Here is a 12,152-nt window from a genome sequence, read left to right on the forward strand (position 1 = left end):
TCGGGGACGGGCCGGGCGGGTGTTCTGACGAGGGCTCATCGGGAGGGGCCGGGCGACACGCCGGGGCGGCGGAGGCGCGGAGGGGGTGCGCCCGGGGCCGGGCCCGCGCACGTTCTACGGTGGGTGGATGCCGTACTTCGACGCCGCGTCCGCCGCCCCGCTGCACCCCGTCGCCCGCCAGGCGCTGCTCGCCTCCCTGGACGAGGGCTGGGCGGATCCGGCCCGGCTGTACCGGGAGGGGCGGCGGGCCCGGCTGCTGCTCGACGCGGCGCGGGAGGCCGCGGCGGAGGCGGTGGGCTGTCGCCCCGACGAGCTCGTGTTCACTCCTTCGGGGACGCGCGCGGTTCACGCGGGGGTCGCCGGAGCGCTCGCGGGCCGCCGGCGCGTCGGGGGCCGGCTCGTGGTGTCGGCGGTCGAGCACTCCTCCGTCCTGTACGCGGCCGGGACGCACGCGGCGGCCGGCGGGACGGTGACCGAGGTGCCGGTGGACCGGGCGGGGGCGGTGGACGCGGCGGCCTTCGCGGCGGCCCTCGACGGGGGGACGGCCCTGGCGTGCCTCCAGTCGGCCAACCACGAGGTGGGGACCGCGCAGCCGGTGGCCGAGGTCGCCGAGGCCTGCCGGGGGATCGGCGTGCCGCTGCTCGTGGACGCGGCCCAGTCGCTCGGCTGGGGTCCGGTGGAGGGCGGCTGGTCGCTGCTGACGGCGAGCGCGCACAAGTGGGGCGGCCCGGCGGGGGTGGGGCTGCTCGCCGTGCGGAAGGGGGTGCGGTTCGCCCCGCAAGGGCCTTCGGACGAGCGGGAGTCGGGCCGGGCGCCGGGCTTCGAGAACCTGCCGGCGATCGTGGCGGCGGCGGCCTCGCTGCGGGCGGTCCGGGCGGAGGCGGCGGCCGAGGGGGCGCGGCTGCGGGGTCTGGTGGACCGGATCCGGGCGCGGGTGCCGGAGCTGGTGCCGGACGTGGAGGTGGTGGGCGACCCGGTGCGCCGGCTCCCCCATCTCGTCACCTTCTCCTGTCTCTATGTCGACGGGGAGACGCTGCTGCACGAGCTGGACCGGGAGGGTTTCTCCGTTTCGTCCGGTTCGTCGTGTACGAGTTCGACGCTGACGCCCAGCCACGTGCTGCGCGCGATGGGGGTGCTGAGCGAGGGGAACGTCCGGGTGTCCCTGCCGGCCGGCACCGCGGCGGAGGACGTGGACCGCTTCCTCGACGTGCTGCCGGGGGTGGTGGCGGGGGTGCGGGAGCGGCTCGGCGTCCCGGCCGCGCCGGCCGCGGCCCCGGCGGCCGGCCCCGGCTCCCTGGTCGTGGACGCGCTGGGGCGGCGCTGCCCGATCCCGGTGATCGAGCTGGCGAAGGTGATCGGCGACGTCCCGGTGGGCGGCACGGTGACGGTCCTGGCGGACGACGAGGCGGCGCGCCTGGACATCCCGGCGTGGTGCGAGATGCGGGGCCAGGAGTACCTGGGCGAGGAGCCGTCCGGGCGGGGCGGGGTCGCGTACCTGGTGCGGCGGGCGTCCTGAGCGCATCCGGTGCGGTGGAGGTCCCCACCGCGCGGGCCCGGGGCGTCCCGGGCCCGGCGGGGGCGGGCGTCAGACCAGGTGGGCGTGGACCTCGGCGGCGGCCTCGTCGCCGTACGCCTTGGTGAAGCGCTCCATGAAGTTGACCCGGCCCAGGGTGTACTCCTGGGTGCCCAGGGTCTCGATGACGAGCGTGGCCAGCATGCAGCCGACCTGCGCGGCGCGCTCGTGGCCGACGCCCCAGGCCAGACCGGTGAGGAAGCCGGCCCGGAAGGCGTCGCCGACGCCGGTCGGGTCGACCTTGGCCGTCTCCTCGGGGCAGCCGACCTCGATCGGGTCCTCGCCGGCCCGCTCGATGCGCACGCCGCGCGAGCCGAGCGTGGTGACGCGGTGGCCGACGCGGGAGAGGATCTCCGCCTCGGTCCAGCCCGTCTTGGACTCGATGAGGCCCTTCTCGTACTCGTTGGAGAAGAGGTAGGTGGCGCCGTCCAGGAGGGTGCGGATCTCCTGGCCGTCCATGCGCGCGATCTGCTGCGAGAAGTCCGCGGCGAAGGGGATGGACCGGGTCCGGCACTCCTCGGTGTGGCGGAGCATCGCCTCGGGGTCGTCGGCGCCGATCAGGACCAGGTCGAGGCCGCCCACGCGGTCGGCGACGGCCTTGAGCTCGATCAGCCGGGCCTCGCTCATGGCGCCCGTGTAGAAGGAGCCGATCTGGTTGTGGTCCCGGTCCGTGGTGCAGACGAAGCGGGCGGTGTGCAGGACCTCGGAGATGCGGACCGAGGCGGTGTCGACGCCGTGCCGGTCGAGCCAGGCCCGGTACTCGTCGAAGTCGAAGCCCGCGGCGCCCACCAGGACCGGACGGCTGCCGAGCTGCCCCATGCCGAAGCAGATGTTGGCGGCGACGCCTCCCCGGCGCACGTCCAGGTTGTCCACGAGGAAGGAGAGGGAGACCGTGTGCAGCTGGTCGGCCACCAGCTGGTCGGCGAACCGGCCGGGGAAGGTCATGAGGTGGTCGGTGGCGATGGAGCCGGTGACTGCGATACGCACGGCGGGCGCTCCTGCGGGAAGGCGGTGATGACAGTTCACGCTACCCGCTGGGGGCGGCCCTGCCGAACAGTGGAAACTACCCCAGAGTAGGCCTTTTCTCCGCGGGCCGGTGGTGCGTACGGTGCGCCCATGAGTCTCTACCCCGCTCCCCGTGAGCGACACGAGTCCGAGCTGAGCCTCGCGCAGCTGCGCGGCGACGGCGCCCGGATGGCCCCGCACTGGGTGGCCCCGGTGAACCCGGAGCCCGCTCCGGTCTCCCCCGCCCTGATCAACGGGGTGGTCGTGCCGGCCGCCTCGGCCCGGCTGATCGCCGCCACCGCCGAGTACGGCGGCTGACGGAACCGTCCGGGCGTCCGCTCCGTCCCACCGGTGTCTTCCACGGAGATGACCCAGGGCCGAAGGAGCTGAGCCGTGAGCGGTACGGAGAACGGTCGGAGGCGGCGGACGCTGCTCACCGCCTCGGTGGCGGCGGGCGTGCTGCTCGCCGGGGGCGGCGGGGTGTACCTCGCCACCGCGGCGTCCGGCGACGGTGGCGGCGCGGACGGCGCGACCCGGTCGGCCGACGCGGCCGGCCCGCCGCCTTCCCTGCGCCTGGGGAGCGACGGCGGTACGGACGGGGGTCCCGGGATCGCGCCCGGCGAACCCGACCCGGGCGGCGGTCCCCGCGGGACCGTCTACAAAGCCAAGGGCCCACTCCCCCAGGGGCCCTCCTCGGCCGCGGTCCACCGGCCGGAGGGCCTGGTCACCTCGGCGGAGGTGACCAGGCTGGCCGATGCGCTCGGCATCTCCGGACGCCCGGTCCTGGCGGGCGAGGTCTGGTCGGTCAAGCCCGAGGAGGACGGCTCCGGGCCGCGCCTCGACGTGGCGCGGCGGGCGCCGGGGAACTGGACGTACTCCTGGTACGACGGCGGTCCGGTCGGCGACACCTGCCTCAAGGGCAAGGCGTGTCCCCCGCCGGGAGAGGTGAAGCCCCCGAGCGGCGGCTCGCCGGTGAGCGAGGCGGCGGCGAAGGCCGCGGCGGCCCCCGTCCTGAAGGCGATCGGCCAGGACGACGCGAAGGTGACCGCCGGCCAGGTGATGAACGGGTCCGTCCGGGTGGTCAACGCCGAGCCGGTGGTGGGCGGTCTGCCGACCTACGGCTGGTCGACGGGGCTGCACGTCGAGCCGGACGGCCGGGTGTCCGGCGGGAGCGGGATGCTCAAGGAGCCGGCCGAGGGCGCCTCGTACCCCGTGGTGGGGGCGGCGAAGGCGCTGGCGGAGCTGAACGAGGACTCGAAGGGCACCGGCCCGATCGGCATCGGCGGCTGCGCCACGCCCGTCCCGAACGGGGAGCGGCCGGGCGCCGGGAAGCCGGGGACGGCGGACGTGCCGGGCGCCGGGAAGCCGGGGACGGCGGACGTGCCGGGCGCGGGGAAGCCGGGGACCGAGGAGGTTCCGAGCGCGGGAAAGCCGGGGACCGAGGAGGTTCCGGGCGCCGGGAAGCCGACGGGCGAGGCGGTGCCGCCCTGCCACGCGATCGCCGATCCGGCCGTGCCGGTCGAGGTGCCGGTGACGGGCGCGGTCTTCGGGCTCGCCGCGCGGGACGTGGACGGCGAGCGGCTGCTCGTACCGGCGTGGCTGTTCACGGCGGACCCGATGGACGCGGCGCCGCACACGGTGGTGCGCACGGCGGTCGAGGAGCGGTACCTGGCGCCGCCGGTGACGCCCCCGCCGTCGTCCGGCGAGGGCACGGCGCCGTCCCGGCAGGTCCAGTCGTACGAGGCCGGGGACGACGGCCGGAAGCTGACGGTCGCCTTCTGGGGCGGGGTGTGCAGCACGTACGAGGTCACGGCGGAGGAGACCCCGGAGCGGGTCGTCCTCCGGATCGAGGAGTCCCCGGCCGACCCGGACCGGATGTGCGTCGCCATGGCCGTGGAGATCGTCAAGACGGTGGCCCTGGACGCCCCGCTCGGCTCGCGGCCGGTGGTGGACGCGGCGAGCGGCGAGGCGGTGCCGGGCCGCTGACGTCCCCGTACACGCGCGAGGGCGGGCCCCGGAGGGAAACTCCGGGGCCCGCCCTCATTCACGCGTACGACTTAGCTGAACGAGTCGCCGCAGGCGCAGGAGCCCGTGGCGTTCGGGTTGTCGATGGTGAAGCCCTGCTTCTCGATGGTGTCCACGAAGTCGATCGAGGCACCGCCGAGGTACGGGGCGCTCATGCGGTCGGTGACGACCTTGACCCCGTCGAAGTCCTTCACGACGTCGCCGTCGAGCGAACGCTCGTCGAAGAAGAGCTGGTAACGCAGGCCGGAGCAGCCACCGGGCTGAACGGCGACGCGCAGGGCCAGGTCTTCGCGGCCTTCCTGGTCGAGGAGGGCCTTGACCTTGGCCGCGGCGGCGTCGGACAGGAGGATGCCGTCGCTGACAGTGGTCTTCTCGTCCGATACGGACATCTGCTTCTCTCCCGGTGTGTACGGAGACTGCTTGCCGACGGTTGCAACCGGCGGTGCCCCGGATTCATTCCGGGCCGAGTGGGGTTTTCCTTCTTTCATGCTCGCACACCCTGTCCAGCCGCGCGGAAGGCGAATTCGTCACATCGACACTATGGACATCGTCAACGTGACGTGAAGGGGTTATGATAGATAGCGTCATTTAGACGAAAAGGTTCCCCGAAGAAAGGGTGCGTGACGTGACCACGGCCCAAACCCGTCATGAGCTCGACGTTCAGCCGACGCCGCTCGCCCTCCTCCTGCTCGGCCGCGAGGCGGACCCGAAGAGCGAGCGCGGCGTGGAGTGCCCCGGCGATCTGCCGTCGCCCTCCGACCCCGACCTCGTGGAACGCGCCCGCGCGGCCAAGGAGAAGCTCGGGGACAAGGTCTTCGTGCTCGGCCACCACTACCAGCGCGACGAGGTCATCCAGTTCGCCGACGTCACCGGCGACTCCTTCAAGCTCGCGCGCGACGCGGCCGCCAAGCCGGAGGCGGAGTACATCGTCTTCTGCGGCGTGCACTTCATGGCGGAGTCGGCCGACATCCTCACCGGCGACGACCAGAAGGTCGTCCTGCCCGACCTCGCGGCCGGCTGCTCGATGGCCGACATGGCCACCGCCGAGCAGGTCGCCGAGTGCTGGGACGTGCTGACCGAGGCCGGGATCGCCGAGCAGGTCGTGCCCGTCTCGTACATGAACTCCTCGGCCGACATCAAGGCCTTCACCGGCAAGCACGGGGGCACCATCTGCACCTCGTCCAACGCGGAGCGGGCCCTGGACTGGGCGTTCGAGCAGGGCGAGAAGGTGCTCTTCCTGCCCGACCAGCACCTCGGCCGCAACACCGCCGTCCGCGACATGGGCATGTCCCTGGACGACTGCGTGCTCTACAACCCGCACAAGCCCAACGGCGGGCTCACCGTCGAGCAGCTGCGCGCCGCCAAGATGATCCTGTGGCGGGGTCACTGCTCGGTGCACGGCCGGTTCTCGCTGGAGTCGGTCGAGGACGTGCGGGCCCGCATCCCCGGGGTGAACGTGCTCGTCCACCCCGAGTGCCGGCACGAGGTCGTCGCCGCCGCCGACCACGTGGGCTCGACCGAGTACATCATCAACACCCTGGAGGCGGCCCCGGCCGGCTCCAAGTGGGCGATCGGCACGGAGCTGAACCTCGTCCGCCGCCTGGCGAACCGGTACGCCGACCAGGACAAGGAGATCGTCTTCCTCGACAAGACGGTCTGCTTCTGCTCGACCATGAACCGCATCGACCTGCCGCACCTGGTGTGGACCCTGGAGTCCCTGGCCGAGGGCAACCTCGTCAACCGGATCCAGGTCGACAAGGAGACGGAGAGCTTCGCGAAGCTGGCGCTCGAACGGATGCTGGCGCTGCCGTAACGATTCACCCCGTACGCATGGGCGTACGCACGCCGAAGGGCGCTCCGCGACACGCGCGGGGCGCCCTTCGGTGCGTGCCGGGCCGGGCTCAGTCCAGGAGGTCCAGCAGGCTCGCGTCCAGCGGGGAGACGTCCGGCTGCTCCGCGTTGTGGTTCATGTCGTCGTCCTTCGCCTTCTTCTTCGCGGCCTTCTTCTCCGCCTTCTTCTTCGCGCGGCGCTCCTTGCGGAGCTCCACCATCGCGTAGAGCGTCGGGACGAGGAGCAGGGTCAGCAGCGTCGAGGTGATCAGACCGCCGATCACGACCACGGCCAGCGGCTGGGCGATGAAGCCGCCCTCGCCGGTGATGCCGAGGGCCATCGGCAGCAGGGCGAAGATCGTCGCCAGGGCGGTCATCAGGATCGGGCGGAGCCGGTGCCGGCCGCCCTCGACCACCGCTTCGACGACGCCGAGGCCCCGCTCCCGGTACTGGTTGATCAGGTCGATCAGGACGATCGCGTTGGTGACGACGATGCCGATGAGCATCAGCATGCCGATCATCGCCGGGACGCCCATCGCGGTGTCGGTGACCACCAGGAGGCCGATCGCGCCGGTCGCCGCGAACGGGATCGAGACGAGCAGGATCAGCGGCTGGACCAGCGACCGGAAGGTCGCGACCAGCAGCATGAAGACGATCGCGACGGCCGCGAGCATCGCGAGGAACAGGTTGAGGAAGGCCTCGTTCTGGTCCTCGGAGACGCCGCCGATGGTGGCGGTGGCGCCCGCGGGCAGGTCGAGCGCGTCGATCTCCGACTGGAGGGAGGCGCTCACGGCGCCGGTGTTGTCGCCGACCGGCTTGGCCGTGATCGTCGCGGCGCGGGCGCCGTCGATCCGGGTCATGGAGACCGGGCCGGGGACCAGCTCGACGGTGGCGACGTCACCGAGCCTCACCGGGCCGAGGGGCAGCGCCTTCAGCCCGGCCAGGGTGGTGGCGGGCCTCGCCGAGGTGATGAGGACCTCCCGCTCGCCGCCGTCCAGGGTCGCCTTCGCGGCCGGGGTGCCCCGGACGGCCTGGGCGACGACCATGCCGAGCGAGGCGGAGTCGAAGCCGGCGTCGGCCGCGGCGGGCTTCGCCGTGACGGAGACGCGCGGGACGGACTGCGAGAGGTCGCTCTGGACGTCGGTGACGTCCTTCATCCCGGCGATCGCCGCCCGGACCTGCTCGGAGGCCTTCTTCAGGACCTCGGCGTCGGCGGCCTTGACGACCACGCTCAGGTTCTGGCTGCCGAAGCCGTCACCGGCCGCGAGGGTGGTGTCGCCGATCCCGTCGAGGCCGGCGAGCCCCTTCTCGATGGCGTCCCGCGTCCTCTCGTACGAGGCGGACTCCTCCAGGCTGACCTGGTAAGAGGCCTGGTTCGCGCCGGTGCCGCCGCCGAAGGCCGCCATGAAGCCGGACGAGCCGACGGTGACCTGGTAGTCCTTGACGCCCTCGGTCTCCGCGAGGACCTTCTCGACCTTCTTCGCGGCCTCGTCGGAGGCGCTCAGGCCGGTGCCGGGCGCCAGCTCCTGCTTGATGCTGAGGACCTCCTGGTCGCCCTGGTCGAAGAAGTTCGTCTTCAGGAGCGGGGTCATGCCGAAGGTGACGACCAGGACGGCGAACGCGATGCCCAGGCTCGCGAGCCGCCGCCGGGTCGCGAACCGCAGGACCGGCACGTACAGGCGCTGGAGGCGGCTCTTCTCCTCCCGCTCCTCGGCGAGCCTGCGGGCCTCGGCCAGGTCCTCCGGCGTGCCCTCGGGGGCGCGCAGGAACCAGTACGAGAGGACCGGGACGACGGTCAGGGAGACGAGCAGCGAGGCGAGCAGGGCCGCCGTGATCGTCAGCGAGAACGAGGCGAACAGCTCGCCGACCATGCCGCCGGTCAGACCGATCGGCAGGAAGACGGCGACGGTGGTGAGGGTGGAGGAGGTGACGGCGCCCGCCACCTCGCGGACCGCGGTGAGGATCGCCTCCCGGCGCTCCTCGCCGTAGCCGAGGTGGCGCTTGACGTTCTCCAGGACCACGATCGAGTCGTCGACGACCCGGCCGATGGCGATGGTGAGCGCGCCGAGCGTCAGCATGTTGAGCGAGAGGTCGCGGGTCCACAGCACGATGAGGGCGAGGACGACCGAGAGCGGGATGGAGACCGCGGTCACCAGGGTCGAGCGGATCGACGTGAGGAAGACCAGGATCACCAGGACGGCCATGACGAGGCCGAGGGCGCCCTCGGTGGTGAGGCCGGAGACGGCCTTGGCGACGGCCGGGCCCTGGTCGGAGACGACGGTCAGCTCGGCGCCGGCGCCGAGGTCGCGGCGCAGCCCGGGCAGCTTCTCCTTCACGGCGTCGGAGATCGCGACGGCGCTGCCGTCCTTGTCCATGGTGGCCATGACGGCGAGGCTGGGCCTGCCGTTGGTGCGGGTCAGGGAGGTGCGCGGGGACTCCTCCTGGCGGACGGCGGCCACGTCGCCGAGGCGGACGGCCCCGCCCTTGCCGGGGGCGGCCGCCGGGATGCGCAGGTCCTCGATCTGCCGCAGGGAGGTGTAGCCGCCGCCGACCTGGATCGTGCGGCTCTTGCCGTCCTCGGTGAAGGAGCCGGCCGGCACGGTGCCGCCGCCGGCGCGCAGGGCCTCGGCGAGCTTCATGGTGCTGATCCCGGCCGCGGCGAGCTTCCGCTCGTCGGGGGTGACGGAGACCTGGAGGTCCTGGACGCCGCTGACGGAGACCTGGCCGACGCCCTCGACGTCCTGGAGGGCGGGCACGACGGTCCGGTCGAGGAGGGCCGCGAGGGCCTGCGGGTCCTTGTCGGAGGAGGCGGCGAGGACGACGGTCGGGATGTCGTCCGTGGAACCGGCCACGACCTGCGGGTCGACCGTGTCGGGGAGCTGGGCGCGGGCGCGGTTCACGGCCTGCTGGACGTCGGCGACGAGCTGCTTCGTCGACTCGTCGCCGTAGTCGAAGGAGGCCATGACGAGGGCCATGCCCTCGGAGGCGGTGGAGGTGACCGACTTCAGGCCGTCGACGGCCTTGAGGTTGTTCTCCAGGGGCTCGACGACCTGCTTCTCGACCACGTCGGGGGAGGCGCCCTGGTAGGGGGCGAGGACCGAGACCATGGGCAGCTCGATCGAGGGGAACAGCTGCTGCTTGAGCTGCGGGATCGCGATCGCCCCGAACACGATCGCGACGAGCGACGTCAGCCCGATCAGGGCCCGTTGCGCGAGGCTGAATCTGGACAGCCAGGACATGGGATGGGGTCTCTCTTCCGTGGCGTACGCGTCGGCGGTCGGGAGCGGCCGGAACCCCGGCCTTCGACCGACCCGAGACGCCCCCGCCCCTACGATCGGCCATGCGCCGCCGGAAGTCCTCGGCCCCCGGGCGCACTTCTTTACGCCGCGCGTACCGCGTCTGGAGTACGTCCGCGGCCCCGGTCACTCCACCCTCGGACGTACCAGTCCCGACTCGTAGGCCGTGACCACCAGCTGGGCCCGGTCGCGGGCGCCGAGCTTGGCCATGGTCCGGTTGACGTGGGTCTTCACGGTGAGCGGGCTGACGTCGAGCCGCCGACCGATCTCGTCGTTGGACAGGCCGCCCGCGACGAGGACGAGGACCTCGCGCTCGCGGGCGGTGAGCGCGGCGAGGCGCTCGGAGCGGGCCCTGCGGGCGTCCTCGCCGGCGGCGCCCGCGCCGTCGTCCCGGGGGCCCTGGGCGAGGAAGGTGGCGATCAGGCCCTTGGTGGCGGCCGGGGAGAGCAGCGCCTCGCCGGCGTGGGCGATCCGGATCGCGCCGAGCAGCTCCTCCGGTTCGGCGCCCTTGCCGAGGAAGCCGGAGGCCCCGGCGCGCAGCGACTGCACGACGTACTCGTCGACCTCGAAGGTGGTCAGCATGACGATCCGTACGCCGGAGAGGCCGGGGTCGGCGGTGATCGCGCGGGTGGCGGCGAGGCCGTCCGTGCCCGGCATACGGATGTCCATCAGGACGACGTCGGGCCGCTCGGCGCGGGCCAGCTCGACGGCCCGGGCGCCGTCGGCCGCCTCGCCGACGACCTCCATGTCGGCCTCGGAGTCGACCAGGATCCGGAAGGCGCTGCGCAGCAGGGCCTGGTCGTCGGCGAGCAGCACCCGGATCGTCACGCGTCCTCCCCCGTGTCCTGCGCCGTGTCCTCCGCCGTGCGGGAGGTCACCGGCAGTATCGCCTGTACACGAAATCCGCCGCCGTAGCGGGGTGCGGTGGTCAGGCTGCCGCCGAGGGCGCCGACCCGCTCGCGCATGCCGAGCAGCCCGTGGCCGCCGGCCGGGGCCGGGGCGGGGAGGGGCGCGGGCGGGCCGTTGTCGAGGACGGTGATCTCGACCGTACGGCCCACCCGCACGACGCTGACCTCGGCCTCGGCGTCCGGTCCCGCGTGCTTGCGCACGTTGGTCAGGGCCTCCTGCACGATCCTGTACGCGGCCAGGTCGACGGCGGCGGGCAGCGGCTTCTCGCCGTCGGCGCGGGCCAGGGCGACCGGGAGGCCGGCCTTGCGGAAGCTGTCGAGCAGCCCGTCGAGGACGGCGAGTCCGGGCGCGGGCTCGGTGGGGGCCTCCGGGTCGCCGGACTGGCGCAGCAGGCCGACGGTGGCGCGCAGTTCGTCGAGGGCGGAGCGGCTGGCCTCGCGGACGTGCGCGAGGGCCTCCTTGGCCTGGTCGGGGCGCTTCTCCATGAGGTGGGCGGCGACTCCGGCCTGGACGTTCACCAGGGCGATGTGGTGGGCGACGACGTCGTGGAGGTCGCGGGCGATCCGCAGCCGCTCCTCCGCGACCCGGCGCCCGGCCTCCTCCTCGCGGGTGCGTTCGGCGCGTTCGGCGCGCTCCCGGATCGCGTCGACGAAGGCCCGCCGGCTGCGGACGGCGTCCCCGGCGGCGGCCGCCATGCCGGTCCAGGCGAAGACGCCGAGGTTCTCCTGCGCGTACCAGGGGGTCGGGCCGAAGACCATGGCCGCGGCGGTGAGCACCGTCATGGTGGCGAGGCCGACCCGCCAGGTGGTGGGCCGGTCGGTGCGCGCGGCGACCGTGCAGAGCGCGACGACGACGCTCATGGCGATGGGCGCGGGCCTGCTGTCGTCGACCAGCTCGACCAGGGCGACCGCCACGGTGAGGCAGAGCACGGCGAAGGGGCTGCGGCGGCGCCACACCAGCGCGACGGCCCCGGCGACCATGAGCAGCACGCTCCACACGTCGGGCACGCGGTCGCCGAAGGTGGGCCCGCTCGGGCTGCCGTGCGGGTCGGTGAAGGACCCGGCGACCATGCAGCCGAGCACGCCGAACGCCAGCACCGCGTCGAAGGCGAGCGGATGCGCCCGGAACCAGTCGAGGAGCCGCCGGGCGGGAAGGGCGCCGGCGGCGGATCCGGTGGGAGTCACGGGAGGCAACGGTACGGGTCGGGGACGGGCACCCGGGACCGGGCCGCCCGATCGGGGGGCGGATACGGGGCGGGCGCGACCGCGCGCCGAGGCGGGGACGGACGTCGGACCGGGCGGGGACGGACGTCGGACCGGGCGCGACCGTGCGCCGGGGGCGGGGTCGGGCACGGACGGGTGTCGGGTCGGCCCCGGGCCGGTAGGGGCGGTGCGGACCGGCGGGGGGGGCGGTTACGGAGTGGGGCGGGGGCGGTACGGAGCGGGTCGGGGGGGTACGGACCCGCCGGGCGTCCGGGACGGGCGCGGGGGCCGTCGGGGTGGGCCTCTCGCCGC

The 12,152-nt window shown here is 73.7% G+C and carries 9 protein-coding genes; 4 read left to right on the forward strand and 5 right to left on the reverse strand.

Annotation, left to right across the window (positions count from 1 at the left end):
* Positions 1 to 127 precede the first annotated feature (127 nt).
* Positions 128 to 1,516, forward strand: a complete 1,389-nt coding sequence (locus ADL08_RS05765) for a cysteine desulfurase/sulfurtransferase TusA family protein (RefSeq protein WP_053640960.1) — start codon at positions 128 to 130, stop codon at positions 1,514 to 1,516.
* A gap of 69 nt (positions 1,517 to 1,585) precedes the next feature.
* Here the strand turns inward: ADL08_RS05765 and ADL08_RS05770 are convergent, their stop codons facing one another.
* The gene (locus tag ADL08_RS05770) at positions 1,586 to 2,560 is read right to left on the reverse strand and encodes a carbohydrate kinase family protein (protein WP_053640961.1); all 975 of its coding nucleotides are present in this window, start codon (positions 2,558 to 2,560) and stop codon (positions 1,586 to 1,588) included.
* Between the two features lie 129 nt (positions 2,561 to 2,689).
* On the opposite strand from ADL08_RS05770, the gene ADL08_RS05775 reads away from it, so the two are divergent.
* A complete protein-coding gene (locus tag ADL08_RS05775) occupies positions 2,690 to 2,896 on the forward strand; it encodes a hypothetical protein (protein ID WP_053640962.1) in 207 nt (68 codons plus the stop codon).
* 75 nt (positions 2,897 to 2,971) lie between these two features.
* Entirely contained in the window at positions 2,972 to 4,564 is a 1,593-nt protein-coding gene (locus ADL08_RS05780; RefSeq protein WP_053640963.1) for a hypothetical protein, read from the forward strand.
* A gap of 71 nt (positions 4,565 to 4,635) precedes the next feature.
* On the opposite strand, the gene ADL08_RS05785 is transcribed toward ADL08_RS05780, so the two are convergent.
* Complete coding sequence (locus ADL08_RS05785; RefSeq protein WP_015033024.1) at positions 4,636 to 4,992, reverse strand: HesB/IscA family protein; 357 nt, start codon at positions 4,990 to 4,992, stop codon at positions 4,636 to 4,638.
* A 236-nt stretch (positions 4,993 to 5,228) separates the two neighbouring features.
* On the opposite strand from ADL08_RS05785, the gene nadA reads away from it, so the two are divergent.
* Positions 5,229 to 6,416, forward strand: coding sequence for a quinolinate synthase NadA (gene nadA, locus ADL08_RS05790; protein WP_053640964.1), 1,188 nt, complete (start codon positions 5,229 to 5,231; stop codon positions 6,414 to 6,416).
* 88 nt (positions 6,417 to 6,504) lie between these two features.
* Here nadA and ADL08_RS05795 read toward each other — a convergent pair whose 3' ends face one another.
* The 3 genes from ADL08_RS05795 to ADL08_RS05805 form a co-directional block, all read right to left on the reverse strand.
* A complete protein-coding gene (locus tag ADL08_RS05795; protein ID WP_053640965.1) occupies positions 6,505 to 9,672 on the reverse strand; it encodes an efflux RND transporter permease subunit in 3,168 nt (1,055 codons plus the stop codon).
* Positions 9,673 to 9,855: 183 nt separating this feature from the next.
* Entirely contained in the window at positions 9,856 to 10,557 is a 702-nt protein-coding gene (locus ADL08_RS05800) for a response regulator (RefSeq protein ID WP_053640966.1), read from the reverse strand.
* Positions 10,554 to 11,822, reverse strand: coding sequence for a sensor histidine kinase (locus ADL08_RS05805; RefSeq protein ID WP_053640967.1), 1,269 nt, complete (start codon positions 11,820 to 11,822; stop codon positions 10,554 to 10,556). Before ADL08_RS05805 ends, ADL08_RS05800 begins: the two co-directional genes overlap by 4 nt.
* Between the last annotated feature and the right edge of the window lie 330 nt (positions 11,823 to 12,152).

The sequence above is a fragment of the Streptomyces sp. NRRL F-6492 genome (assembly GCF_001280125.1).
Taxonomy (GTDB): domain Bacteria; phylum Actinomycetota; class Actinomycetes; order Streptomycetales; family Streptomycetaceae; genus Streptomyces.

Coding starts and splice junctions, on each gene's coding strand:
- ADL08_RS05765 (WP_053640960.1), top strand. CDS start 128: ATGCCGTACTTCGACGCCGCGTCCGCCGCCCCGCTGCACCCCGTCGCC.
- ADL08_RS05795 (WP_053640965.1), bottom strand. CDS start 9,672: ATGTCCTGGCTGTCCAGATTCAGCCTCGCGCAACGGGCCCTGATCGGG.
- ADL08_RS05785 (WP_015033024.1), bottom strand. CDS start 4,992: ATGTCCGTATCGGACGAGAAGACCACTGTCAGCGACGGCATCCTCCTG.
- ADL08_RS05775 (WP_053640962.1), top strand. CDS start 2,690: ATGAGTCTCTACCCCGCTCCCCGTGAGCGACACGAGTCCGAGCTGAGC.